The organism is Petroclostridium xylanilyticum (assembly GCF_002252565.1).
In the GTDB taxonomy this organism is placed as follows: domain Bacteria; phylum Bacillota; class Clostridia; order SK-Y3; family SK-Y3; genus Petroclostridium; species Petroclostridium xylanilyticum.
Window position 1 is genome coordinate 19,737 of record NZ_NPML01000012.1, and the last position, 26,693, is coordinate 46,429.

Consider the following 26,693-nt stretch of genomic DNA (forward strand, 5'->3'; position numbering starts at 1 on the left):
GGGTTAAGCATGCAAATTCTAGATAAAAAGTTAGGAACATTAAATATGGACATATTGATTAAAAAGGCCGGCATACTCATTGAGGCTTTGCCTTATATTCAAAAGTTATATGGAAAAACCGTAGTAATAAAATATGGTGGAAATGCCATGATAAATGAAACCTTAAAAAATTCGGTTATGGAGGATATTACACTTCTCAAGTATATCGGCGTCAATCCAATTATCGTACATGGTGGGGGGCCTGATATTACAAAAGCACTTAAAAATTTCAATATTGAAAGTAAATTTGTAAATGGCTTGAGGGTAACCGATGCACAAACTATAGAAGTTGCACAAATGGTATTAGTGGGAAAAACCAACAAAGAAATTGTTTCAATGCTAAATTGTAAGGGTGGAAAGGCAATAGGATTATGCGGCATTGATGGAAATCTGATTGAATGTGAACAATATAAAACAGTAGTGGACGGAGTAGAAACGGATATCGGATATGTTGGAAAAATTACAAACATCAATTCAAAAGTATTGGAATTAATTGCGAAAGATGAGTATATCCCTGTAGTAGCACCTGTTGGAGTCGGTAAAGACGGCCAAAGCTATAATATCAATGCAGACACTGTGGCGGGTGCCATAGCTTCTGCTCTAAAGGCTGAGAAATTAATGCTGCTTACCGATGTAGAGGGTATTAAATATTCAAGCGATAGCGATGATATCATCTGGGAAATTAGTAAGAAAGAAATCTACGAATTAATTAATAAAGGAATTATCAATGGTGGTATGATACCGAAAGTATTAGGATGTATTGAAGCGCTTGAAGCCGGTGTAAACAGGGTGCACATTATTGACGGCCGTATTCCTCACTGCATACTCCTAGAAATTTTCACCGATACAGGTATTGGAACAATGATAACAAAATAAATAATAATTAGGATAATAGGTGGAGAGAAATTATTCCAGTAATTTCTCTCCACTATTTTTTAATGGCTAGGAAACATTCATGAAAAGTTGTTTTCACAAAGTATAATGAAAATAATTGCAGTTTTATTTTCGTAGGAAATTATGTGCTTGTACCAATTCCTAGACATGGGAAGTGCAGAGGAGCTTGATTTTATGTATTTTTACAAAAATTCGATTAATTTTGTTGCATTTTTTTACCAGATATACTATAATATTTTTGGAATAACTATATATTGTAGTGATAAGTGCATAATTCCGACATTTTTCCCTATATATTGTTAGAACTTGACATTTTATGACTATAAATTATGTTTATTTATTTTACTATTTAACTAGAAGGTAATGATTACTATAATTTAGTCAACAACTAATTTTTGTAATAAATTCCTTATAGTCTGAATATTATTAAATAGACATAAATAAATAATAGTAAGATCTATTTCTTATGTAGTCATAGCTTAATAATTACTGCTTTAAGAAATAGAATCAAATATTGGGGGAATAGTAATGGATACGTCGAATGCCGTACAAATAAGAAAAACCTTGGATGATATTAAGTCTAAAATTGACCAGTGCGACTCATTATCCAGAGTATTGGAATCTTTTCAACGCAATGATCCCATTTCTGAAAATTGGAACCGCAGTATTGAAGAAGAAATTATTGGGCTATACATTAGCCTTGTACAAATATGTAAACAAAAGAACATTATTTAGTGGGTGATAGATTATTTCTATCCATCACCCACTAATCATTATTTCTTTTTTATTACGATTTGATCATTCTCAGCATCTATAACTACATGGTCTCCTGATTTTATTTTTCCTTCAAGCATTTCTTCCGCTAACTTATCTTCAACCTTTGATTGTATTGCTCTTCGTAATGGTCTTGCGCCGTAAACCGGATCAAACCCTTCTTTTGCAAGCACTGTTTTCGCTGCATCAGTAACTTCTACAGTCATTTCATTTGCCTTCAATCTATCTATTAACCTGTTCAGCATCAGGGTTGCTACTTGCTTGATATGTTCTTCTTCAAGCTGATGGAATACAATAATTTCATCAATTCTGTTTAAAAACTCCGGTCTAAAGGTTCTTTTCAGCTCGCTCATTACATTATTTTTAATAGTCTCATAGTTTTCTTTTCTTTCATCAGTTGTAACTGCAAAACCTAATTTCTTAGGTTCGGTAATCATACGAGCTCCTACATTAGATGTCATAATAATGATTGTATTTCTAAAATCAACCCTTCTTCCCTGAGCATCTGTCAGTATACCATCCTCAAGAATTTGAAGAAGAATGTTAAAAACGTCAGGGTGCGCTTTTTCTATTTCATCAAATAACACTACTGAATAAGGTTTTCTTCTAACTTTCTCGGTAAGCTGACCACCTTCTTCATACCCTACATATCCTGGCGGTGAACCAACCAGCCTGGATACCGTATGTTTCTCCATGTATTCAGACATATCAATCCTGATCATGGCATCTTCATCGCCGAAAATTGCTTCTGCCAGGGCTTTAGATAATTCTGTCTTACCTACCCCTGTCGGGCCAAGAAATATAAATGATCCTGTAGGTCTCTTAGGATCCTTTAATCCAACCCGGCCTCTTCTAATGGCTTTTGCAATTGCTTTTACAGCTTCTTCCTGGCCTACTACTCTCTTATGAAGGACTTCTTCCATCTTTAAGAGACGCTCACTTTCTTCTTCGGCCAGACGTTTTACCGGTATTCCTGTCCAACTGGAAATAATCTCTGCAATTTCTTCTTCTGTTACAATTGACATATTTGTCTGGTTCTTTTGCTGCCAATTACTCTTCATTTCTTCCAGCTGTTTCTTTAAAGCCTGTTCCTCATCTCTTATTTTTGCAGCTTTTTCAAATTCCTGGGTACGGATAGCTTCCTCTTTTTCCTTACTCATTTTTTCGATTCTTTCTTCCAGTTGTTTTAAGTCCGGAGGCGCAGTGAAAGTTTTTAATCTTACCCTTGAAGCCGCTTCATCAATCAGGTCAATAGCTTTATCAGGCAAAAATCTGTCAGTAATATACCTATCTGAAAGCTTTGCCGCAGCCTCTAAAGCATTATCAGTAATTTTAACTCTATGGTGAGCCTCGTATTTATCTCGAATACCTTTTAAAATCTGAATGGTTTCTTCAACAGTAGGTTCTCCTACGGTAATAGGCTGGAACCTTCTTTCTAAAGCAGCATCTTTTTCTACATACTTCCTATATTCATCCAACGTAGTCGCTCCGATTACCTGCAATTCTCCCCTGGCCAGAGAAGGTTTTAATATATTGGAAGCATCTATTGCCCCTTCAGCGGCGCCAGCTCCAATGATCGTATGCATTTCATCAATAAATAAAATTACATTTCCAGCTTTACGGATCTCATCCATAGCCTTCTTAAGTCTTTCTTCGAACTCACCACGGTATTTTGCCCCGGCTACCATGGATGAGAGGTCTAATGTAACAACCCTTTTATCTTTAAGAATTTCGGGAATGTTTCCTTCCACTATTTTTTGAGCTAATCCTTCTGCTATCGCAGTTTTACCAACCCCGGGTTCCCCAATTAAACACGGATTATTTTTGGTCCTTCTGCTCAGAATCTGGATTACCCGCTCAATTTCCTTGTCCCTTCCGATGATAGGGTCAAACTTTCCTTCCCTTGCCATCTCGGTAAGGTCCCTACCAAACTGATTAAGGGTAGGAGTATTAGCATAACTTGTTGAAGCTCTTGGTGCTCCTGTTGCACCCGGGGTTTCTTCATTTAATAAGCGTACAATTTCTGCATATAGTTTCTGGATATCTAACCCGAGATCATTTAAGATCCTAACAGCAACACTTTCTCCTTCTCGCATAATCCCCAAAAGAATATGTTCTGTCCCGATGTAATTATGCCCCATTCGTCTTGCTTCTACAAAGCTCAACTCTAAGACCCTTTTGGTTCTGGGAGTAAGACCTGCCGGTTGTTCCCCTGTTTTTTCCGAAATACCGATAAGCTCACCTATTCTTCTTATAACTTTTTCTTCAGTAATTCCCTGATTTTGCAGTACCCTTGCTGCGACACCGCCGCCTTCCTTTAGCAAACCTAAAAGAATGTGTTCTGTTCCAACATAATTATGTCCCAATTCCATTGCACTTTCATGTGCAATTCGTAAGGCTTTCTCAGCTCTTTCAGTAAATCTGTTCTCAAATGTAGCCATGTTAACTCTCTCCTTTCTTTTTTTAGCTCGGAGTTCGGAGTTTGGAGCTCGTAGAATTCCTTCCCAAAGCTAGTGCAAACTTCCGAGTTCCGAACTATTTCCTCAAATTGTAAATTCTGCATTTATAATATAGCATTACTATATCTATACCTTCTTAATTTTAATCTAAATCTTAATCTTTTCTCTAATCAGTTCTGCCCTTCTTACGTCCCTTTCTTCAGCACTCAGATTTTCTCCATACCGTTTCATAATATTTGCCGGTTGAGTAATAATCATAAGTTCATTTATCGTTTCTAACGGTATCCCCTTTATTATGCCCAGATTTACGCCTAATTTAACATCGGAAAATAACTTCATAAATTCTTCTGAAGACATTACCCTGGCATTTGAGAATACTCCAAAAGAACGATATAATCTATCCTCCAATTTTAATCTACTTTCTTTTAATATTTTATTTCTTGCTATTCTTTCCTGCTCAATAATCTGTTTGATAATCCCTTTTAAATTTTCCAGAGTCTCTTCCTCTGACATTCCCAGGGTAACCTGGTTGGATATCTGAAAGATATTCCCCCTGGCTTCACTGCCCTCTCCATAAAGTCCTCTCACTGCAATACCAAGCTTACTTACAGCACTTAGCAGGCTATTGATATGTCCAGTCATTGCCAGTGCAGGAAGATGAACCATAGCCGATGCTCTCATTCCGGTGCCAACATTGGTAGGACAACTGGTAAGATAGCCATAATTTTCACTATAGGCATATTCAATTCTTTCTTCAAGAATATTATCTATCTTATTTGCTAAATCCCAAGCTTCATCCAGTTGTAATCCAGGGAAAATGCATTGCAATCTTAAGTGGTCTTCCTCATTCACCATTATACTGATTTTTTGGTCTCTGTTTATAAGCACTCCCCTTGAATGTGTATCCTGCAGCATTTCAGGACTTATAAGATGCTCTTCCACCATTGCCTGTCTATCTATAACATTCAACCTATTCATAGGAATAAACTCAAAATCCTTTGATAATACAGTATTACTTTCTAAAATGGCATTTTTACTTTTTTGGATAACCTGCTCTCCCTGTTCCCTATTCATACGTACAGGAAACGGAATATTTCTAAAATTCCTTGCAAGCCTTATCCTGCTGCTGATGATTACATCCCATTCCGGGCCTTGTTCAACATACCATTTAGACATATTATGCTTCCTCCTTTAGGTGTACCTCGAGCTCTTTTATCTGGTCTCTGAGTTGTGCAGCCTTCTCATATTCCTCTCTTTGTATAGCACTCATCAACTGGGATTTTAGTCTTTCTATTTCCTTCTTGGCTTTTATCTTGCCGCCTGTTCTCTGCGGCAATTTTCCATTATGATAGGTGTTGCCATGAATTCTCTTAAAAACAGGTTCCAAAGTATCGCTAAATACACTATAGCAATTTGCACAGCCCAACTTTCCGCTTCTCGCAAACTGTTCATAAGTGATTCCACACACAGGACATGTTGGCATAACCGAAGGCTCCTGTGGCTGCTTTACTTGATAGCCAAAGCCATTGCCTAAAAATGCAGTGATTAGATTATTAATGCTAAAAGGGGAAGCAAAATTAAAAGGATTGCTAAATGCTATTTGCTCATTTTCCCTTGCACATTGTTCACATAAGTGTACCTCTTTTTTTTCATTATTAATAATCTGGGTCACATGTACGCTAGCAGGCCTCTGCTGGCACCTTTGACATATCATTTCCGTCACTCTCCTTTTATATATGGTTCACTGTTCACGGTTTACAGAAATTTAAATTGAAGTAATAGCTGTGAACTGTGAACTAAACTCTCATATCAAACTCAAAATCATATTCTTCAATATGTTTGCCCTTAAGGCATCTCTCATAGGTTGTGGAACGTTTAATACCTTATCACTCACTACAATCTGCATCATCTTTGCTTCTCTTTCTGTAACAGCATTATAGTCAAGAAAATTCTTGATAAATGCTTCTGCTGATTGCTGGGTAATTGAATTTCCGATACTATTTACTATATGCATGAGGTAATTACTTTTATTTATATTTATCTTTTTTATCTTTATATATCCCCCACCGCCACGACGGCTCTGTACAATGTAACCTTTTTCCGCTGTGAATCTGGTGTCAATGACGTAGTTAATTTGTGAGGGTACACAATTAAAGTAGTTGGCTAATTCATTTCTTTGAATTTCTACCACACCATCTGTCTCTTCTATCAATTCTTTAAGAAAATTTTCAATAATATCACTTATTCTCACAATCAACCTCTCCTGACTTTGACTTTCTTTGACTTTAATTTCATTATACCTTTTATTAATAAAAATTCAATTGTAAATATCTCTCAACAGAGTAATTTAAACTCCGTAATTTTTAAATATACCAATATATCACCTTATAACTTATAAAATCATCTATAATTAATTGATTACGCAGTTTTTCAGCGTCAGCATGAAAATAGTGGAGAGTTTTTTAGTCCTCCCACTATTACTCCCCACTGCCCATTATTTTCATCTAATCCTTCATTTCTTTTATATATCAGATTCTTTTTTTTCATCTTGTTCGGCTAATTGTTCAAATCCCCTTCTCTTTATATTTGCCGGTTGGTCCATATCTGCAACCTTTTCTAAGTGCCTTGCATTGGCTCTTTGCCTTTCAGAACTGGTCCACTGATGGAATGATGAGATAAATTCCCCATATTGGGTTGTATCCTCTGTTCTTTCATCCTTAATAAGGGGTTTTTGCTTCTTATTTGCCATAATTCTACCTCCTTAATTTTTGCAGACTTTATAGCGTCTGTTAAAGCATGTATTTCAAATATATTCCCTCATAATTTAACTCATTTTATGCCAGTTTAAATATGATAGAAAGAACGTTAATTTATTATATTTTTTGAAAAATAATTTTAATCTATACATTTACTTATTGCATTTTTATGCAATAAATTGTATAATTATTTATAAATTAAGTGGGTGGTGAGTAGTAGGTAGCGGGTAGTATAGTACTTTGCTGCTTTCGATTCACAGCCTCTAATGTATAATGCTAACAATAAAGGAGGCTTAACAATGACTTTGCAAGATATTATACAGATGGATAAAGAATATTTTATGAATGTATTTGGAGATAGAATCCCCGTATGTTTTAGATATGGTAAGGGTATTAATCTGTGGGATCTGGAAGACAAGGTATATTATGACTTTCTGGGTGGAATTGCAGTAAATGCCCTTGGGCACTGTCACCCTAAATTTACAGAAATCTTAAAATCTCAGCTTGATAAATTGATTCATACTTCAAGCCTTTATTACATAGAATCTCAAGCCAAATTGGCAAAGACATTGATTCAAAATTCGTGTGCTGACAAGGTGTTTTTTAGCAATAGCGGTGCAGAAGCCAATGAAGGGGCAATTAAGCTTGCACGAATCTATTTTAAGAAAAAAGGATTAACGCATAAATATGAAATTATTACACTTAAAAATTCATTCCATGGAAGAACATTAACCACCGTTGCTGCAACAGGACAGGAAAAATATCAAAAACCTTATGCTCCACTGACACCAGGTTTTAAACATGTTGAAATAAATAACCTGGAAGCATTAAAGGAAGCAATTACTCCTTCCGCCTGTGCCATTATGCTGGAACTCATCCAGGGAGAAAGCGGTGTAAATCTTGTCACTGAAGAATACCTGCAACAGGTAAAAAAATTATGTGATGAAAATGATTTGTTGTTAATCTTTGATGAAGTTCAAACCGGTATGGGAAGGACGGGAAAATTATTCGGATATATGCACTTCAATATAGAACCGGATATATTCACTCTGGCCAAGGCATTGGGCGGCGGTATCCCCATCGGTGCCGTATGTGCAAAGCAGCATGTGGCTTCCGCCTTCGAACCCGGCGACCACGGTTCAACCTTTGGCGGCAATCCTTTCGCCTGTACAGCAGGGCTGGCAGTAATGGATATACTTCTCAATGACGGACTAATTGAAAATGCAGCAAAAATGGGTGAATATTTTAAGACCAGGCTGCAGGAATTAAAAGATAAATACAGTATCATCAATGAGGTACGTGGAAAAGGATTAATGATAGGGCTGGAATTCACCAGTGACATATCAAAAGAATTCATGAAAAAGCTATTTCAAAAAGGGTTCCTTGTAGGAAGTGTAGGAACGAAGGTGTTACGCTTTTTACCACCTCTTATAGTAACAACAGAAGAAATTGATAAGTTAGTTGAGGCATTAGATAAGATATTAGGTAGTTCACAGTTCACGGTTCACAGTTAACAGTATGGTACAGTTTATTAAGTTTTTTGTCTGTGAACTATGACCAGTGAACCGTGAACCAATTTTGAAAGGAGCATAATATGCAAGCAATACTTGTACTTGAAGACGGTACCACGTTCTGGGGCAATTCTTTCGGAGCTACCGGAGAAACCTTTGGAGAAGTGGTTTTTAATACATGTATGACCGGATACCAGGAAATATTGACTGATCCTTCCTATAACGGGCAGATTGTTACAATGACCTATCCCCTTATCGGTAATTATGGATTCAATGAAATGGATAATGAATCCTATAAACCTCATGCCCAGGGATTTATTGTAAAAGAACTGTGTGATGCACCAAGTAACTGGCGGTGCAGCATTAATCCGGAAGACTATCTTAAAAAATATAATATTATTGGAATAAAAGACATCGACACGCGAAGTCTGACGCAGCATATCAGAAATTTTGGCAGCATGTATGGCGTAATATCAACAGATTGCGAGGATCCGGAAGTTCTCCGGGAAAAAGTAAAAGAAAAAGCATTAATAAAAAGAGAGCTTGTAAAAGAAGTCAGTACAAAGCAAATGTATAATATACACGGCACCGGTAAAAAAGTTGCAGTAATGGACTTTGGTATTAAACAAAATATTCTAAGGTCGTTAAACAGCAGGGGGTGCAATCTGTACGTATTTCCCTGTACTGCCACCGCCGAGGATGTCTTGGCAATCAATCCTGACGGTATCCTACTCTCCAATGGGCCCGGAGATCCAAAGGATTTACCCTGGGTTATAGAAAATACCAGAAAGTTACTTGGTCAAAAACCAATGATGGGTATATGCCTTGGACATCAGTTACTAGGTTTATCCCTGGGAGGAAATACCTACAAACTAAAATTTGGACATCATGGCGGCAATCACCCTGTTAAGGATTTTACTACAGGAAGAGTTTATATCACTTCTCAAAATCATAACTATGCATTGGAAAAAGATTTTAGTAAAGATATCGAGATTACCCATCTCAACGTAAATGATAATACGGTAGAAGGGTTTAGACATAAATATTTGCCCATTATAAGCGTGCAATACCATCCTGAAGCTGCACCGGGCCCTCAGGATTCGGCCTATATATTCGATGATTTTATAAAAATGATGGAGGTGAGCTCCAATGCCTAAACGACCAGATATAAAGAAAGTAATGGTAATAGGTTCCGGCCCAATTATTATCGGTCAGGCCGCTGAATTTGACTATTCCGGCACCCAGGCGTGCAAATCCTTAAAAGAAGAAGGCATTGAAGTTGTACTCATTAACAGCAACCCTGCAACCATAATGACTGATATGGAAATTGCAAATAAAGTATATATTGAACCTATCACGCTGGACTTTGTAAAAAAAGTCATTTACAAAGAAAGGCCGGATGGAATTCTCCCTTCTCTTGGCGGACAGACCGGACTGAATATGGCAGTTGAATTGGCAAAAGACGGTATACTGGATGAGCTTGGAATTGAGCTTTTGGGTACTTCCCTGGAATCAATTAAAAAAGCTGAAGATAGAGAGCTTTTTAAGAAAACAATGGAGGAAATAGGTGAAAAAGTTCCCCATAGTACCATTGTAACCAATCTGGAGGATGCGATTGCCTTTGCTGAAGAAGTGGGCTTCCCCATTATTATTCGTCCGGCCTATACCTTAGGGGGTACCGGAGGCGGTATTGCCAATAATATGGAAGAATTTAAGTATATCGCCGGCCGCGGTTTAAAGATGAGCATGATAAAGCAGATACTTCTTGAACAAAGCGTTGCGGGCTGGAAAGAAATAGAATATGAAGTAATGCGGGATAATGCGGATAACTGTATCGTTATTTGCAATATGGAAAATCTTGACCCGGTGGGGGTACACACCGGAGACAGCATTGTTGTTGCCCCCAGCCAAACGCTCTCCGACGTCGAATACCAAATGTTAAGGTCTGCCTCTATTAAAATTATCCGCGCTCTTAAAATCAACGGTGGCTGCAATATACAATTTGCTTTAAATCCCAACAGCTTTGAGTATGTTGTGATAGAAGTAAACCCAAGAGTAAGCCGTTCCAGTGCACTGGCTTCAAAAGCCACCGGATACCCTATTGCCAGGGTAACCGCCAAAATCGCCATTGGAATGAACCTGGATGAAATCAAAAATTCGGTAACAAAAAATACTTACGCCTGTTTTGAGCCGTCCCTTGATTACGTGGTTACCAAAGTGCCAAGATGGCCGTTTGATAAATTTGGTTCCGCTAACCGTTCTTTAGGAACACAGATGAAGGCTACCGGGGAAGTCATGGCAATCGGCAGAACCTTCGAAGAGTCTTTGTTAAAAGCAATAGACTCCCTGGATATTAAACTTAACTATCAACTGGGCTTAAAAGAGTTTGAAAATAAAACGGTGGAAGAGCTTTTAGAATATATCAAGACACCTCAGGATGATAGAATTTTTGCGCTGTGCAAAGCACTGCAAAAAGGTGTGACCGTAGAACAGATTGTTGATATTACAAAGATAGATTATTTCTTTATCAAAAAGCTTGAAAAAATTGTCCTTCTTGCTGAAGAAATCATGAAAACCGATATTGACTCCATTGGTTACGACTTAATGAATAAAGCTAAAAAGATAGGGTTTGGCGATTCATATATCGCAAACCTGCTGAAAACAAGCGTAGATGAAGTAATTGCTAAAAGAAGAGAGTTTGACATTCACCCGGTATATAAAATGGTGGATACCTGCGCCGGTGAATTTGAAGCTGCTACCCCTTACTATTACTCTACTTATGAAGGCAAGGATGACGCCCTGGAAACTAACAGAAAGAAAGTACTGGTTATAGGTTCCGGCCCTATAAGAATAGGCCAGGGGATTGAATTCGACTATTGCAGTGTACATTCGGTGCAGACCTTAAGAGAATTAGGGGTTGAATCTATTATTGTTAATAATAATCCTGAAACGGTAAGTACAGATTTTGATACTTCGGATAAGCTCTACTTCGAACCGCTTACCAAAGAGTGTGTACTGGATATTGTTCATAAAGAAAAGCCGTTAGGTGTAATTGTCCAGTTTGGAGGTCAAACAGCTATCAACCTTGCCGGTCCGCTGCATCAGGCCGGGGTAAAAATCCTGGGCACAGATGTAGAAAATATCGATATTGCAGAAGACAGGGATAAATTCCTCAAGCTTTTAGAAAAGCTGGATATTCCCCTACCGCCCGGCAGCACCGCGTTTTCTGTTGAACAGGCTGTACAAATTGCAAATACAATAGGTTATCCGGTATTGGTGAGACCGTCCTATGTGCTTGGCGGCCGGGCAATGGAAATTGTTTATAACGATAAAGAATTAAAAGAATATATGCAGCTTGCAGTAGAGATCTCAACCCAGCATCCTGTACTGGTGGATAAATATATTACCGGTAAAGAAGTTGAAGTGGATGGTATTTCTGATGGTACGGATGTTTTAATCCCGGGCATCATGGAACATGTAGAACGGGCCGGCGTCCATTCCGGAGACAGTATAGCTATCTATCCTCCTCAGACTTTGGATGAGACAACTAAAAATACTATCATTGATTATACTTTAAAGTTAGCAAAAGCATTACAGGTAAAAGGCCTGTTTAATATACAGTTTGTACTGGATGAAAACAATAAAGTATATGTAATTGAAGTCAACCCGCGTGCCAGCAGAACAGTTCCCATCCTAAGCAAGGTAACCGGTATTCCTATGATTACACTGGCGACCAAGATCATTATGGGTGAGTCATTAAAAGAAATGGGTTATGGATCAGGGCTGGCGAAAGAATCCAGCTTTATAGCTGTCAAAGCTCCGGTTTTCTCTTTTTCCAAATTGACTACCGTAGATACATTCCTTGGTCCGGAAATGAAATCCACAGGTGAAGTAATGGGGGTAGATAAGGATTATCACAAAGCATTGTATAAAGCCCTTATAGCTTCCGGCCTTAAGGTTCCAAACGGTGGAAATGTACTGTTGTCCATTGCACGGAGAAATTTGCATGAAAGTGTTGGAATTGCCAATAAACTCTTAAAAATGGGATATAAACTTTTTGCAACTGACAATACCTATATGTATTTAAACGAAAAAGGAGTAAACTTAAGCCTTATCCCGATGGATGAAGTACCGAAATGGCTTAAGGAAGATAAAATTGATATGGTTATCAATACACCTACCAAAGGAAAAATCAGTACTCGAAACGGATTTTTCTTAAGACGTACAGCTATGGAATACAATGTACCCTGCATAACCTCTCTGGATACCGTAAATGCTACATTAACGGCACTTGAGAGTATAAATGAGGATAGTTCAATTGATATATATGCTTTGGATGAATATTCTCCCCATTCCTCACTATATTGAAAGGAGTTACAATCATGAAACATTTATTAAGCATACACGATTTAACAGTAGATGAAGTTCAAAATATTCTTAAACTGGCTGAAAAGTTGAAGTATGAACAAAAAAACGGTATACAACATCACCTTTTAAAAGGCAAGACTCTGGGAATGATTTTCACCAAATCCTCCACTAGGACTAGGGTATCCTTTGAAGTAGGTATGTATCAACTGGGAGGATACCCCCTTTTCCTTAGTTCAAATGACATTCAGTTGGGAAGGGGTGAAACCATTTACGACACGGCCAATGTGCTTTCCCGATATGTGGATGGAATTATGATAAGGACATTTAAACACAGCGACGTAGAGGATCTGGCTAAGTATGGTTCTGTACCGGTTATAAATGGGTTGACCGACCTCCTCCATCCCTGCCAGGCTTTAGCTGATCTTCTTACTGTTTATGAACATAAATCCAAACTGGAAGGATTAAAGATGGCCTATATTGGAGATGGAAACAATGTGGCCCATTCCCTTCTTTACGGGTGTGCAAAAGTGGGAATGGACATTGCAGTAGCTACACCCAAAGGATATGAATGTAATGCTGAAATTGTGGAGAATGCGAAAAATGATGCAAAACTTACCGGGTGTAACATTACCATTACCAATGACCCTGTAGAAGCTATATCCAATGCCGATGTCGTATATACAGATACCTGGGTAAGTATGGGACAGGAAGCCCAAAAAGAAGAAAGAATCAAGATATTTAAGCCTTATCAGGTAAATAAGGAACTATTTGCTAAAGCAAAACAGGATGCTATCTTCCTTCATTGCTTACCGGCTTATAGAGGTTTTGAAGTAACCGAAGATATCATTGACGGTCCACAGTCTGTAATCTTTGATGAAGCGGAAAACAGGCTGCATGCACAGAAGGCTGTAATGGTACTTTTAATGCAGGACTGAGATAGAGAGATTTTTTAAGTTTTGGAGGTGGATAATATGGCAAGTTGGAGCTTTGAGGTAAGAAAAGCAACCGTTGAGGATATACCGGAAATTCAAAAAATCACCCAGGAAGCTTTTCAAAAATACATGGAACTGGCAGGACTTACAGGTAAAATTGCTGCCCTTGAAGAAACCTATGAAGATATAAAAAGAGATATTGAAACCAAAGAAGTATTTGTAGCCTATATCGATGGTATTCCGGTAGGCAGCGCAAGGGTTGAAGTATTCCCTGATAAAACTGCATACTTTAGTAGATTTGGTGTTAGGCTTAACTATCAGAATAATGGCGTAGGTAAGGCAATCATGAATGTTGTAGATATGGCAATGAGAGAACTCGGTGTAAAAAAACTGTATCTTCATACTGCATCTAAAATTTTTTCATTAGTTCGATTTTACTATGGCAGAGGTTTTTATATTGAATCTACAAGTACAGACAGGGGTTATATCAGAGCATTGCTATGTAAGGAATATGAATAAAATAATCTCCCAGAAGCCTTTTTGTAAACATCAAATAAACTCTTTCCCTTGCAAATAAAGTCGTTCCTCTGCAAATAAACTTGTTCCGTAAAAACAGGGTTAAGGGGCAAGGTTTAAGGGGTAAGGATGTTAGCCAATAAAATAAATCAATCCTTCATAATCCACTTATCATGCGGATTACGAAGGATTTTATTTTTTCCCTTATTCCTTTCCCCTTACTCCTTCTCTTCCTATTTCGGAACAACTTTATTTACTTTTTTCCCTTCCATTTTTCCCATTTAATTCAATCTATCCATCCATTTTGAGGAACATCTTTATTTTCATCCATTTTATCCCATCCATCAACCATGCGGGTTTGCGGAGTTGGGGAGGGAATGAGTTTATTTTATATTCACATTTTTGTAAACATCAAATAAACTCGTTCCAAAGTAAATAAAGTCGTTCCTCTGCAAATAAACTTGTTCCGTAAAAACAGGGTAAAGGGGTATGGAGCAAGGGTCAAGGATGCTATCCAATAAAAAAATCAATCCTTCATAATCCTTTTATCATGCGGATTACGAAGGATTTTACCTTTCTCTCCTTATCCCTTTCCCCTTACCCCTTCTCTTCCTATTTCGGAACATGTTTATTTTCTTTTATTCCTTCCATTTTTCCCATTCCATTCCATGAATCTATCCATTTTTCGGAACATCTTTATTTTCATCCATTTTCTCCCATCCATCAACCATGCGGGTTTGCGGGGATGGGTTTGGAATGAGTTTATTTTATATTCACATAGATAGGACTAAGGATTTAGGGGGTAAGGGTTAAGGTTTTTGATAAAATCAGGTTAAGTCGTTCCAAAATGAAAATAATGTTGTTCCAAAACCCTGTTTTCTGCAACTTTGGAAAGAGTTTTTTTGTAAAAAGGAAAGACTTTATTTACTTCTCTTCTACCGTTCATGACCCTATTAAGCAAATAAAGTTGTTCCAGAAGTCAAAAAGTCGTTCCAAGGAAAATAAACCTGTTCCAAAGTAAATAAACTTATTCCAAATACAAAATAATGTCGTTCCTGAAAAAATCATGTCTTTCCAAAATGAAAATAAAGTCTTTCGGGAAAAGTTATGCTTGATTTATATGTATTTAGTATTATTTGAGTCATGCGTCACATTGTAGAAAGATTATGTACTAGTTAAAAAGTATGGTCTTCTCAAACGAAATATTTAAGTACCTTTTCTGCGGGTCGTTTTAAATTCATCATAAATCCTTCGGCATTGATAAAATGTCATTAACTGCTTGTCTTGTGTTTAGTGATTTGTCATCCTCCAAATATAACTCAATCCGTTCATGTTGTTCATATTTCCCAATAGAAGCGACATCTTCATATTCGAAATTGAAACATATAAAGCGATTACGCCTATTTAATTTATTTAATAGTTCCGATTTCAAAATAATAATAAATTCTTTACTGTTATTGGTCACCAAAGAAAATGGTTGCATTGTTTGTTTTCCATCTATTGCAAACTTTATATTAATAGCATTTCCTGCACCAATATTAGAAATGGTATAGTGGATGATATAATTTTCTCTATAAAAAGATAAAGATTCCAATATTCCTTTGACCTTATCTTCTTCTGCTTTTCTAAGAAAATGTGGAGGCTCATGTGAACTTCCGATATTTTCTTTTTCATCAAGAGGATATGTGATATAAACAATTTGTCCTTCTTTTAAAATTGTATCTTTTCGTATGAACTTTGGAATCAATAGGGACGGTTCTCATTGTCAAGATTTGCTAACAGCAGTTCTATTAATACCTGTTATCCTGAAATATATCCAGAGCAGACATACCCTCTGTTTCCCTAGCTCTGTTCATATCAACAAGAACCGTCCCCATTGTTCCCATTGTTCCCATTGTTCTTGTTGTTCTTTGTTCTTTATACCTCTGTTTCCAACAACCGGCCGGCAGATACTTTTATTCCTATCGCTCCTAATGGTGCTGTTACAAGTATGGATAAAACAGCAACCGCAAGAATTATTTCTCCGGATTTTACCCCTAAAGACAGAGGGATGGCCCCTATTGCTGCCTGAACTGTAGCTTTTGGTATATACGATATGACACAAAACAACTTCTCTTTCCAGTTTAAATTTGTCCCTAACGTAGAGATAATGACCCCTATACTTCTTCCTATTAAACCAGCAAATATAATGACAAGTCCTTTAAGACCGGCATTGAAGGCCACCGTAATATTGACCTGTGCACCTACCAATACAAAAAGGAGTATCTCTGCAAAAATCCATATTTTATTAAATTTAACAGCTAATCTTTTTGCAACTTCCGGTCGCTTTTCAAGGATAATGAATCCAATTGTCATAACTCCCAAAAGCCCTGCTATTTCAATCCTATTTTTCAAAACGTTTTCCAATGTCGTCAACAATATTGAAGCGCCAAGTATATAAAGCACTTTTTTGCTATCCCTGATATGGTATTTTTTAAAGATATGTACAAATACCAGTCCTATAATAATCCCTAAACCAATACCCAATAGGATGGATACAGGAATATTTAAAAGTTGAATTCCAATATTCACATGACTTCCGCTATATAAACCTAAAAAGGTTGTGAAAATAGTTATTGCAAATACATCATCAATAGAAGAACCTGCAAGTATTAAGGTTGGAATCCCTTTATTGGTTCCTATCCCCTTTTCAGTAAAGTATAGCATTTGTGGAACTACTACTGCCGGAGATACAGCTGCTATGATAAAGCCCAGAATACCTCCCTCAATAAATGAAAAACCTAAAATTCGTGTAGATACAAATGCAATGGTAAAGCCTTCTACCAACCCCGGAACAAAGCTTAATTTTATAGCAGCACTTCCGACTCTTTCCAGTTCATCCCTGCTGATGCCTAAACCTGCTCTTAACAATATGATGATAAGAGCAATTTTTCTAAAATCGGCAGATACATTAAGGATATCCGGAGTAAGCCAGTTCAAAACGTAAGGCCCGATAATTACTCCTAAAATTAACATTCCTAAAAGCCCGGGCAGCTTGAGTTTTGTAAACAAAGTATTTGCAAGCAGCCCCAATAATATGATAACTGCCAAACTTGTTGCCATAATATAATCCTCCTGTACTATTTTTAACATTTGCTTTAGTATTATTCTGCGTAAACCTTTTTCCTATGTACTTTTTCAAACCTGTTTTTCCTTTGTGGCATGTAATATGTCCATTTTATCCCTCCCAACAAAAAACTCCTACTGACAACATAAGTTCTTGTTATCAGTAGGAGTCATTAGCATCTCTGCGGTTATGGTGAACTCCATCACCAAATTTATTTACAAAAAGATTATAGCACAAATTACACTAAAACATCAATAACCAAAAACAAAGTACTAATTTAACGCGTTGTGCTAGTTCACCTATACTCCAAGAATTAAGGAGTTCCAAGGCTAAGAGCCTGTAAATTTGCGTCTAAGGTCAGGGGACACACCTCTCCTTCGTCGAGGAATGTCCCCAATAAAGGCATCAAACTCGCTAATCGCTCAAACAGGTGATGCGGCTTCTCCTCCGCTGCATTAACAGGCTCTAAGCCCTTCCACAATATTCTTTCCGTATAGATGAACTAGCACAACAGATTAATTTATCTCAAATAATGCCTGAATCTCCTCCTGTGTCATCTTGGACAATAAGGTTTCGCCCGGCTGTATAACTGAATTAATCATTTCCTTTTTCTTTTGCTGCAGCTCATAAATTTTTTCTTCAATGGTCCCCTTGGTAATCAATTTCATTACCTGTACAACATTTTTTTGACCTATGCGGTAAGCACGGTCGGTTGCCTGTTCCTCTACTGCCGGATTCCACCAAGGGTCAAAGTGGATGACGGTATCGGCTCCCGTAAGATTAAGGCCTGTACCTCCTGCTTTAAGAGAGATTAAAAATACTTTTCCTTCCCCACGGTTAAATGCCTGCACCATCTCCCCTCTTGTTTCAGCTTTTGTGGAGCCATCTAAATAGAAGTATTCAATATTTTGCCTGTCCAGATGCTGCCGGATGATTGCAAGCATGGAGGTGAACTGGGAGAACAATAAGATTCTGTGTCCACCTTCTATAGCATCCTCAAGAATCTCTTGAAACAGGGACATTTTTCCACTGTCCCCTTCATAGTTGTCAACAAACAGGGAAGGATGGCAGCAGAGCTGTCTTAGTCTTGTGAGTAAAGAGAGTATTTTTATCTGGCTTTTTTCAAAGCCATTCACCTCAATTTCCCTGGCAACTTCTTTTTGTGCTTCGTGCAGGTAAGCCAGGTACAGCTTTTTCTGTTCCGAAGTCATCTCAGCAGTCATTTTACTTTCAATCTTTTTAGGCAGCTCTTTTAATACGTCTTTCTTCATTCGTCTTAAAATAAAAGGACGAATGTGCCTGCTTAACTCTTTTAATGCATGATGATCCTGATTTTTAACAATGGGAGTCTCATATTTCTTTATAAACTTTGCATGGGAGAACAAATACCCGGGCATGATAAAATCAAAAATGGACCATAACTCGGTCAGTGAATTTTCAATGGGTGTCCCTGTCAATGCAAAATATCCTCTTGCTCTAATCTGTTTAACTGATTGCGCACTTATGGTATTAGGATTTTTAATGTGCTGTGCCTCATCTAAAAAGCAGTAAGCAAAATTCAATTCACCATACATTTCAATGTCCCGACGGATAAGAGGATAGGATGTAATTACAAAGTCAGCATTTTCTATTTCTTTTAACTGCTCGTATCTTTCCTTCTGTACACCCGAAATTACTACTGCATTCATGTCTGGCGCAAACTTCCTTATCTCATCCTGCCAGTTATATACCAGGGATGTTGGCGCAATCACCAGCGAAGGTCCCAGATGCTTTTCCTTTTCAGACAGCACGAATGCTATGACCTGCAGGGTCTTGCCCAACCCCATATCATCAGCCAGGATGCCTCCCATACCATAAGCTGCAAGAGTCTTTAACCATTTAAATCCGATTTTCTGGTAATCTCTTAAAATTTGCTGCAGTTGAATTGGAACTTGAAATTCCATATCTCCTGGTTCACCAATATTTTGAACCAACTGTTTAAAAGCAAGACTCTTTTCAATATGGTGCAAACCGGATTCCCTCAACCGGCTGTCTATATACATTGCCCGGTATTTCGGCAGTTCAACCGCTTTTTTTTCCAGATCTTTTTCCGAAATATCAAGGTGCTCCATTAACTCTGACATTTGTTCCAGTTCCGGCACATTTAAAGGCATAAAGGACCCGTCTTTAAGCCGGTAATATTTTTTCTTTTGCTGTATTGATGCAAAAATATTTGCCAGTTCTTCAGCCGGGATATCCTTATAGTCAAAAGTAAATTCCAGCATATTTGAATTTTCACTCAGACGTATTCCCCCTGAAAACACATGGGGGTCTCTGATTCTTATATTTTTAAACTCTTCCGAGTAGTAAATTTCTCCCTGTTCCTGCAGCTTAGGGAGCATATCACAAACGAATTTAAAGATTCTGTCTTCATCCTCCAGATAAACTTTTCCCTGATCCACTTTAAATTCCGACTGTTCAAAAGCATCCAAAATGCTTCTTTCTTTCTCCATATCCCGTACTAATATTTTATCTTTGCTTGAAGGTGCCTGCTTTCCCTGAAAAGGGTTAATGATTATATCTCCATAACAAAACTCTATTTTAGCTGAAATGCCTTCGCGAATCTTATCAAAATAAATTCTGGCCTGTAAGTCTTCCTGGTAAATGCTTTCCTCTACTTCTTTATTAATAGTTATCTGCGCTATGCTTCTGACATAGGGAAGCAATTCAGATACAAATCTTTCTTTCTGATTACCCGAAAAAATGATCTCTCTTCCCCTATTATTGACATAACTGCTGTAGAAAGGCTGAAAATATTTTCTTTGCTTTTCAGATATTTGATAAATTCTGTCTTGGAAGAAAAAATATTCGCCATCATCCGTAAGAGGAATCATTTTGTCTTTTTGACTCAAGTCCAACAATAGGTTTTCTTTTTGCTGTGTCAGTGCAAATTGCAGCGGTAAATCCTGTTCACAAATGACCATATTCCCATTTTCTCTTCCCAGTATCACAGCTTTGAAAACTCTGCCTTTTAACAATTGAAAAAGTTTCTTCAGCATTAAGGAAGATATATACACTTTTTTCCCTTTAAATACACTTGCACGGTTATATGGTGTCAAAAAGGCATCTTCCAGCATTTTTTGATGCTCATGAATCTCGAGAAGTAAATCAATAATACCCTGTTCCTCTTTCACAAAAGTATGGGATATAGGATCAAAGGTAAAGTTTTTGCCGAATTCAAGCGGTTGGTTTGATACAATACTATCAAGCAATTGCTGCATATTCTTCACAACATACAGCCTGTCTTTTCCTATACGCAGTTCAACAGAAGATAGAAGCCGGTCATAGCCCCTTTCAAGCTCATAAAGCACTTCCAATTGTATGTGTTCTTTCATTGGCTTTTCCCTAAGACCTTCAAAAAACTGAAAGATTTCATTGGCCATACTATTATCCCGAACGAGGTGTATCACTTTATTATTTTGAAACTTCTGCTGCGCTGTTTTTAATACTGCTATAATATGCTTGCACGCACCCGGATAGCCCTCAAAAGCAGGACAGGTACAGAACAAGCCGCATATTGAACCATTTTCCCCCAAAAAAATGCCTACATCATATTCTTCATTTCCTATAACTGTTGCATCGATACGCAGGTCGTCCTCATCGAAGTCAAAATGGACAACCCGCTTGCTCATATAGTACATAAGCCCTCTTTGATAAGTTACTGAATTAGCAGCCAGATTTTCAATCATCCTGTCTGTAATTGCAATTTGAAACATAAAATCCCTCTTCCAAAATTTAATACCAACTATATAGATTATATACAAAGACAGCTAAGTTAGGCAACAGTAGGAAAAAAATTTTATTTATTCAAACCTTAAACTTATGTTCATCTCCTTTACGCCGAAACCTGCGAGTTTGAACCAGCCTTCTTTAATGCCACCTGCTGCAACATACAGATATCCTTTTTAAGTCTTATTACATTTCAGGATAAATATTGTAAAGTTGAAAATATATATCATTTCTCAACTAAATACCGCCAATAACGTACAGGCATGCACCGGCGCTGCAGCTTTGGATTGACCCTGCTCTCAATAGCAATACTTTTAAAATACTGTTTCCAGAGTGTTTGGTAATCCTTTTCTTTTTCTTCTAAGTTTAGCTCAGAATTAACATTTATGTCAGTTATAATCCATCCCCTCTGGTTATATAAAGCCGTAAGATTTCTTTTTACATCGTGAATTATCCAGTTTTGACCGGCAAAGCGTTTTGCAAAATGGGGGGCTACTAATCCCACAATATTGTAATCCGGCTCTATGGGGGCATAATATATGTCACCCTCCAGGTATCTAAACCGGATTAACCCAAGCATGCGGTGTCGTTCAACGGCTACCTTCCGGCTTATGGTATGTATTTTTAAAACCCGGTCATCGGTTATATAAAGGTCAACCTCCCTCCCAACCTTCCATCCAAACCGCAAATATTGGTAAATCCATGTACCTGCACCTGCCAGTTCTGAAAGAAACACATAAAATACATGCTGCAATGCCGATACTGATATTTTTTCCCTGATGGAATCATACACTTTATCTGCTTTTTCAATATCAGTAACAATATGTACATTTTTATAAAACAGCTGTTCCTGTAGATTTTGTTCCGGCAGGATATTTTCAGGTATCTCATGCCGATAATAAGTTTCATAAATAGCAGTTAATAATCCTTCAAAACTTCCGTCATAAATATAATTGAGCATTCAAAATTCCCCCGTTATGCTGGCTAAAGTATCTTCCGGCTTTGGATCGTCCGGTAATAAAGAAAATATGGAAAGCTGTTCAAATCGGGAAGCATTATCGGGTTTTTCCTGTTTTTTTAATACCAGGCACTGCCGGATAAGCTTGTCATTTAATCCTACTTCACCGTAAAACTTCCCCTGACAGGTTATAAAATGTTTTGCTCTCTTTAATACTACTCCAATCTTTTTGAGACTTTCATAGGATAACGGGTGGGTCCTCCTGGCAGCTACAATTTTCAATGCAGACCTGACACCTATTCCCGGTACTCGCAAAAGCATCTCATAATCGGCGCGATTGACTTCTACCGGGAACATCCCAAGATTTCTGATGGCCCAATCGGATTTAGGGTCTAGCTCTATGTCAAAATCAGGTTTTTGCTCATCTAATAGTTCATTTGCAGTAAAGCCATAAAACCTTAACAACCAGTCAGCCTGGTAAAGCCGGTGTTCCCTTATTAAAGGAGGCTTGGTAGTTATGCTGGGCAGATTGGGATTGCTTGCTACGGGCACATAGGCGGAGTAATACACCCTTTTTAAACTGAAACGCCGGTAAAGATTTTCTGAAAGCTTCAATATATTCAAATCTCGGTCAGGGGTAGCCCCTATAATTAATTGCGTAGTTTGTCCGGCCGGAACGAATAATGGAACTTTTTTAAACCTTTTTTTCTCGTCATTCTTTTGTATAATCTGAGAATAAATAAAATTCATTGGTTTTACAATGGATTCCTTGCTTTTCTGGGGCGCAAGCAATTTAAGTCCCTGCTGAGACGGCAGCTCGATGTTTACACTCATACGGTCTACAAATTTCCCTGCTTCTGCAATAAGGCGAAAATCTGCACCGGGAATTCCTTTTAAATGGATGTATCCGTTAAACCGGTACTCTTCTCTCAGTTTTTTAACTGCTTTAAGTAGCAATTCCATAGTATAATCAGGACTTTTATATATTGCTGAACTTAAAAATAATCCTTCTATATAATTCCTCCGGTAAAAATTAATGGTTAGCTCAGCTACTTCCTCTGGAGTAAATGCGGCCCGGGGAACATCATTTGTTACCCTGTTTACACAGTAAGCACAATCATAAACACAGTAATTAGTCAATAATATTTTTAAGAGTGAGATACATCTTCCATCATCCGACCAACTGTGGCAAATTCCGGCAAGGTGACCATTACCAATACCCCCGGTTTGATTTTTTCGCGAACTACCGCTAGAGGAACAAGAAACATCATACTTTGCAGCATCTGATAAAATTTTTAATTTAGTTTGAATTTCCATGGTAAATACCTCCAACAGGTTTATGAGAAAATTTTACCATAAAATCTTAAATAATTCAAACATATGTTCGCCTGTTTTTATATTTTTATTCACAATTCAGGCCGGTGACAAAGTGCTGTCACCGGCCTATTACTATATCAAAGATTACAGGTCATTTCCGTAGAATGCTGCCTTATAAATCATTTTCACATCCTCAACGCTGGACTGTCTTGGATTTGTCAGTGTACATGGATCTTCAAAGGCGTTTTTAGCCATTCGGTCCAATACTTCAAGGAATTTCTCTTCCGTAATCTCCACTTCTGTAACGTCTTTGAATGCAAGAGGTATATCCAGCTTCTTATTCAATTCTTTTAAAGCAACTGAAAGTTCTTGGAAACCAAGCTGCTTTTCAATTTCTTCATATTTATTTGTTGCCTTACGGTTATACTGTACAATATAAGGAAGCAGGATGGCATTCGCTAAACCATGGGTAACACCAAACTCTCCTCCAATTTTGTGTGCCAGGCTGTGTACCAATCCCAAAGAAGAGTTGGTAAATGCCATTCCGGATAAGGTGGATGCGTTATGCATATCGGTTCTCGCTTGCAAATCTTTACCGTTTTGATATGCAACCGGTAACTGTCTAAACACCAATTTAATTGCCTCCATAGCCAATGGGTCTGTATAACTCGTTGCATTTGTTGATACATAGGCTTCTATCGCATGAGTCATTACATCTAATCCGGTATTGGCAGTAATATGTGGAGGCATGGTTGCAGGAAGTCTTGAATCAAGAATAGCAATATCCGGAGTGATTTCATAGGATACAATCGGATATTTAATATGTTTTTGAGTATCGGTAATTACTGAAAATGCTGTAATTTCAGAAGCAGTTCCACTGGTAGATGGAATAGCAACAAACTGTGCTTTATTTCTTAATTTTGGCATAGAACCCGGCTCGATAATATCCTCAAATTTTAACTCCGGATATTCATAAAATGCCCACATTACTTTAGCCGCATCCAGTGCAGACCCTCCGCCGATTGCTACAATCCAGTCCGGCTCGAATTCTAACATAGCCTTGCCACCCTTGATTACTGTTTCAATCGATGGATTAGGTTCTACTCCGTCAAATATTTCTACTTCCATTCCGGCTTTTTCCAGATGCATTTTTGCTTCATCCAGAAAACCAAAACGTTTCATTGAATTTCCGCCTGTTACCAGCATTGCTTTTTTACCTTTTAATTGTGCTAAATATCCTAGTGTCCCCTCACCAAATACAATATCCTTTGGTACTCTAAACCATTGCAGATTCATTTAATAATCCCCTCTCTTGTCATTACATTTGCTTTAGACAATGTTATTTACTGACAACTGACTTTAAAACAATTTACTAACTATAAGTTTTTAATTGGTATTATATATAAGTTATTGCTAGTTAATTTTTTAACTAACTATTTATAATATATATCAGTTTTGCTTTTGCATCAACTTACAGTTATTTATGGAACTGGTAAATGAAAAACCCTTCATATTATTAGATACGGTTTTTAACAAGTTAGGAAATCCTGTTATCTATATCAGCCTTAATTAAATCTCCTACAAAGGATAATTCCCCTATACCTTTGACTATAGGCAAACTGTTTACCTCCTGCCCCTTCTTATCTATAAAAAAAGGGGCGGCTTCAAAAACAAAATATACGCCCTTGTTTTAGAATGAATATTTCACTTATCATTATCCCCTATGATTTTGACCAGTACCCGTTTCTTTCTTTTGCCGTCAAATTCTCCATAAAAAATCTGCTCCCAGGGACCAAAATCCAGCTTTCCATTAGTAACCGCCACTACTACCTCTCTTCCCATTACGGAGCGCTTCAAATGTGCATCTGCATTATCTTCGTATCCGTTATGGTAATATTGATCATAAGGCTTCTCCGGAGCCAGCTTCTCTAAAAAATTGTCAATATCTTTGTGAAGCCCGCTTTCATCATCATTGATAAATACGCTGGATGTAATATGCATCGCATTGCATAGCAGCATCCCTTCTTTTATTCCACTTTCTTTTAAACACTCCTCAATAATTGGTGTAATGTTTATATATTCCCTTCTGTTTTTTGTCTCAAACCATAATTCTTTCCTATAGCTTTTCAATATAATCCCCCCACTTGTACTTTTATTTAGTAAAATTTTAACATATTTTCTATCGCAACACCAGAGTTAAATTATAACCGGATTTAATTGGGTATATTTCGGAACAGACCTGAGAAACATAGATACGTTTGTGTGTTATTAAGATTTAATAATGCTTACAAATAAGCAACAGGTTAAAATAAGTTGAGTCAAGGGAATAATTCCCTTGACTCTCTGTTTTTACTTTTTAAAACTAATATGTTTTAAACTCCCGAGTAAGCAGAAAATCCTCCATCCACCGGAATAACCGTTCCATTTACAAAACCCGATGCACCTTCATCGACAAGCCATAGAAGCGTTCCGATTAATTCTTCACTTTGGCCAAAACGTCCCATAGGTGTTTGGCTCAAAATCTTTTGAGCCCGTTCAGTATATGAACCATCCGGATTTGTTAATAATGTCCTGTTTTGATCTGTTAAAAAGAAACCGGGTGCAATTGCATTTACCCTAATCCCGACCCTGGACATATGTACTGCCAACCACTGCGTAAAGTTGCTTACGGCAGCCTTTGCTCCACTGTATGCCGGAATTTTTGTAAGCGGTGTAAATGCATTCATGGATGAAATATTGACGATGACTGCGCCTTTTTTATCCACCATATCCTTTGCAAAAACTTGAGTTGGCAAAAGTGTTCCGATAAAATTAAGATTAAAAACAAACTCGATACCTTTAGGGTCCAGGTCAAAAAATGTAATTATATTTGCATTTTTATTTTCCAGGTCTTCTTTAAATAGGTATTCTTTTGTAGTAGTCCCCTTAGGATGGTTCCCTCCGGCTCCATTAATAAGAATATCACAAGGCCCTAGCTTTTCGTTAACTACCTTTTTTGCATTATTTAAACTGTCAATTTCCAGCACATTTGCTTCAACGCCGATTGCAGTTCCGCCCTGAGCGTTAATTTCTTCAGCAACCGCATCTGCATTTTGTTTTCTTAAGTCCAGTATAGCTACCCTTGCCCCACACCGTGCTAATGCTTTTGCAAAAGTACTGCATAAAATTCCACCGCCGCCGGTAATAACTGCTACTTTATCTTTCAAATCTATTTCAAACGGTAATTGCATTATATCCCCCTCCCCTGTTTTGAATTGAGAATTGACAATTGAGAATGGAGAATTATACTAATTAT

The 26,693-nt window shown here is 37.5% G+C and carries 20 protein-coding genes and 1 riboswitch; of the genes, 7 read left to right on the plus strand and 13 right to left on the minus strand.

Features of this window, described 5'->3' with window-relative positions; translation table 11 throughout:
• Nucleotides 1–9 precede the first annotated feature (9 nt).
• The gene (gene argB, locus CIB29_RS07045) at nucleotides 10–915 is read left to right on the plus strand and encodes an acetylglutamate kinase (protein ID WP_242965092.1); all 906 of its coding nucleotides are present in this window, start codon (nucleotides 10–12) and stop codon (nucleotides 913–915) included.
• Nucleotides 916–1,461: 546 nt separating this feature from the next.
• Nucleotides 1,462–1,668, plus strand: a complete 207-nt coding sequence (locus CIB29_RS07050) for a hypothetical protein (RefSeq protein WP_094548186.1) — start codon at nucleotides 1,462–1,464, stop codon at nucleotides 1,666–1,668.
• 38 nt (nucleotides 1,669–1,706) lie between these two features.
• On the opposite strand, the gene CIB29_RS07055 is transcribed toward CIB29_RS07050, so the two are convergent.
• The 5 genes from CIB29_RS07055 to CIB29_RS07075 form a co-directional block, all read right to left on the minus strand.
• A complete protein-coding gene (locus CIB29_RS07055; RefSeq protein WP_094548188.1) occupies nucleotides 1,707–4,148 on the minus strand; it encodes an ATP-dependent Clp protease ATP-binding subunit in 2,442 nt (813 codons plus the stop codon).
• 165 nt (nucleotides 4,149–4,313) lie between these two features.
• A complete protein-coding gene (locus tag CIB29_RS07060) occupies nucleotides 4,314–5,342 on the minus strand; it encodes a protein arginine kinase (protein ID WP_094548190.1) in 1,029 nt (342 codons plus the stop codon).
• A gap of 1 nt (nucleotide 5,343) precedes the next feature.
• Nucleotides 5,344–5,880, minus strand: coding sequence for a UvrB/UvrC motif-containing protein (locus CIB29_RS07065; protein WP_094548192.1), 537 nt, complete (start codon nucleotides 5,878–5,880; stop codon nucleotides 5,344–5,346).
• A 90-nt stretch (nucleotides 5,881–5,970) separates the two neighbouring features.
• Nucleotides 5,971–6,417, minus strand: a complete 447-nt coding sequence (locus CIB29_RS07070) for a CtsR family transcriptional regulator (RefSeq protein WP_463208992.1) — start codon at nucleotides 6,415–6,417, stop codon at nucleotides 5,971–5,973.
• Between the two features lie 270 nt (nucleotides 6,418–6,687).
• Entirely contained in the window at nucleotides 6,688–6,915 is a 228-nt protein-coding gene (locus CIB29_RS07075; RefSeq protein ID WP_094548194.1) for a hypothetical protein, read from the minus strand.
• A gap of 306 nt (nucleotides 6,916–7,221) precedes the next feature.
• Between CIB29_RS07075 and CIB29_RS07080 the strand changes: the two genes are divergently transcribed.
• The 5 genes from CIB29_RS07080 to CIB29_RS07100 all read left to right on the plus strand — a co-directional run bounded on the left by CIB29_RS07080 (nucleotide 7,222) and on the right by CIB29_RS07100 (nucleotide 14,252).
• Complete coding sequence (locus CIB29_RS07080) at nucleotides 7,222–8,436, plus strand: aspartate aminotransferase family protein (protein WP_094548196.1); 1,215 nt, start codon at nucleotides 7,222–7,224, stop codon at nucleotides 8,434–8,436.
• Between the two features lie 80 nt (nucleotides 8,437–8,516).
• Nucleotides 8,517–9,590: a glutamine-hydrolyzing carbamoyl-phosphate synthase small subunit gene (carA, locus tag CIB29_RS07085; RefSeq protein ID WP_094548198.1), complete on the plus strand. Its 1,074-nt coding sequence runs from the start codon at nucleotides 8,517–8,519 to the stop codon at nucleotides 9,588–9,590.
• A complete protein-coding gene (carB, locus tag CIB29_RS07090) occupies nucleotides 9,583–12,801 on the plus strand; it encodes a carbamoyl-phosphate synthase (glutamine-hydrolyzing) large subunit (protein WP_094548200.1) in 3,219 nt (1,072 codons plus the stop codon). Before carA ends, carB begins: the two co-directional genes overlap by 8 nt.
• Nucleotides 12,802–12,815: 14 nt before the next feature.
• Nucleotides 12,816–13,736, plus strand: coding sequence for an ornithine carbamoyltransferase (gene argF, locus CIB29_RS07095; protein ID WP_094548202.1), 921 nt, complete (start codon nucleotides 12,816–12,818; stop codon nucleotides 13,734–13,736).
• A 36-nt stretch (nucleotides 13,737–13,772) separates the two neighbouring features.
• Nucleotides 13,773–14,252 (plus strand): GNAT family N-acetyltransferase, encoded by a 480-nt coding sequence (locus CIB29_RS07100; RefSeq protein ID WP_094548204.1) that lies wholly within the window; start codon nucleotides 13,773–13,775, stop codon nucleotides 14,250–14,252.
• Nucleotides 14,253–15,489: 1,237 nt separating this feature from the next.
• Here CIB29_RS07100 and CIB29_RS07105 read toward each other — a convergent pair.
• From CIB29_RS07105 to CIB29_RS07140, 8 genes are all read right to left on the minus strand, one after another.
• A complete protein-coding gene (locus CIB29_RS07105) occupies nucleotides 15,490–15,996 on the minus strand; it encodes a hypothetical protein (protein ID WP_094548206.1) in 507 nt (168 codons plus the stop codon).
• A gap of 170 nt (nucleotides 15,997–16,166) precedes the next feature.
• Nucleotides 16,167–17,351, minus strand: coding sequence for a cation:proton antiporter (locus tag CIB29_RS07110; RefSeq protein ID WP_094548208.1), 1,185 nt, complete (start codon nucleotides 17,349–17,351; stop codon nucleotides 16,167–16,169).
• Between the two features lie 160 nt (nucleotides 17,352–17,511).
• Nucleotides 17,512–17,571, minus strand: a riboswitch (Fluoride riboswitch).
• Between the two features lie 299 nt (nucleotides 17,572–17,870).
• Nucleotides 17,871–21,110, minus strand: a complete 3,240-nt coding sequence (locus CIB29_RS07115) for a DEAD/DEAH box helicase (protein ID WP_094548210.1) — start codon at nucleotides 21,108–21,110, stop codon at nucleotides 17,871–17,873.
• Nucleotides 21,111–21,349: 239 nt separating this feature from the next.
• The gene (locus tag CIB29_RS07120; RefSeq protein ID WP_094548212.1) at nucleotides 21,350–22,084 is read right to left on the minus strand and encodes a TIGR03915 family putative DNA repair protein; all 735 of its coding nucleotides are present in this window, start codon (nucleotides 22,082–22,084) and stop codon (nucleotides 21,350–21,352) included.
• Complete coding sequence (locus CIB29_RS07125) at nucleotides 22,085–23,398, minus strand: putative DNA modification/repair radical SAM protein (protein ID WP_094548214.1); 1,314 nt, start codon at nucleotides 23,396–23,398, stop codon at nucleotides 22,085–22,087.
• Nucleotides 23,399–23,542: 144 nt separating this feature from the next.
• A complete protein-coding gene (locus CIB29_RS07130) occupies nucleotides 23,543–24,688 on the minus strand; it encodes an iron-containing alcohol dehydrogenase (protein WP_198543800.1) in 1,146 nt (381 codons plus the stop codon).
• A gap of 414 nt (nucleotides 24,689–25,102) precedes the next feature.
• The gene (locus CIB29_RS07135) at nucleotides 25,103–25,528 is read right to left on the minus strand and encodes a secondary thiamine-phosphate synthase enzyme YjbQ (RefSeq protein WP_094548218.1); all 426 of its coding nucleotides are present in this window, start codon (nucleotides 25,526–25,528) and stop codon (nucleotides 25,103–25,105) included.
• Between the two features lie 242 nt (nucleotides 25,529–25,770).
• Entirely contained in the window at nucleotides 25,771–26,628 is an 858-nt protein-coding gene (locus tag CIB29_RS07140) for an SDR family oxidoreductase (RefSeq protein ID WP_094548220.1), read from the minus strand.
• Nucleotides 26,629–26,693: the final 65 nt, after the last annotated feature.

Excerpts from the sequence above, each read along its gene's own strand:
- argB (WP_242965092.1), top strand. The coding sequence starts at position 10 with ATGCAAATTCTAGATAAAAAGTTAGGAACATTAAATATGGACATATTG.
- CIB29_RS07050 (WP_094548186.1), top strand. The coding sequence starts at position 1,462 with ATGGATACGTCGAATGCCGTACAAATAAGAAAAACCTTGGATGATATT.
- CIB29_RS07055 (WP_094548188.1), bottom strand. The coding sequence starts at position 4,148 with ATGGCTACATTTGAGAACAGATTTACTGAAAGAGCTGAGAAAGCCTTA.
- CIB29_RS07060 (WP_094548190.1), bottom strand. The coding sequence starts at position 5,342 with ATGTCTAAATGGTATGTTGAACAAGGCCCGGAATGGGATGTAATCATC.
- CIB29_RS07065 (WP_094548192.1), bottom strand. The coding sequence starts at position 5,880 with ATGATATGTCAAAGGTGCCAGCAGAGGCCTGCTAGCGTACATGTGACC.
- CIB29_RS07075 (WP_094548194.1), bottom strand. The coding sequence starts at position 6,915 with ATGGCAAATAAGAAGCAAAAACCCCTTATTAAGGATGAAAGAACAGAG.
- CIB29_RS07080 (WP_094548196.1), top strand. The coding sequence starts at position 7,222 with ATGACTTTGCAAGATATTATACAGATGGATAAAGAATATTTTATGAAT.
- carA (WP_094548198.1), top strand. The coding sequence starts at position 8,517 with ATGCAAGCAATACTTGTACTTGAAGACGGTACCACGTTCTGGGGCAAT.
- carB (WP_094548200.1), top strand. The coding sequence starts at position 9,583 with ATGCCTAAACGACCAGATATAAAGAAAGTAATGGTAATAGGTTCCGGC.
- argF (WP_094548202.1), top strand. The coding sequence starts at position 12,816 with ATGAAACATTTATTAAGCATACACGATTTAACAGTAGATGAAGTTCAA.
- CIB29_RS07100 (WP_094548204.1), top strand. The coding sequence starts at position 13,773 with ATGGCAAGTTGGAGCTTTGAGGTAAGAAAAGCAACCGTTGAGGATATA.
- CIB29_RS07110 (WP_094548208.1), bottom strand. The coding sequence starts at position 17,351 with ATGGCAACAAGTTTGGCAGTTATCATATTATTGGGGCTGCTTGCAAAT.
- CIB29_RS07115 (WP_094548210.1), bottom strand. The coding sequence starts at position 21,110 with ATGTTTCAAATTGCAATTACAGACAGGATGATTGAAAATCTGGCTGCT.
- CIB29_RS07120 (WP_094548212.1), bottom strand. The coding sequence starts at position 22,084 with ATGCTCAATTATATTTATGACGGAAGTTTTGAAGGATTATTAACTGCT.
- CIB29_RS07125 (WP_094548214.1), bottom strand. The coding sequence starts at position 23,398 with ATGGAAATTCAAACTAAATTAAAAATTTTATCAGATGCTGCAAAGTAT.
- CIB29_RS07140 (WP_094548220.1), bottom strand. The coding sequence starts at position 26,628 with ATGCAATTACCGTTTGAAATAGATTTGAAAGATAAAGTAGCAGTTATT.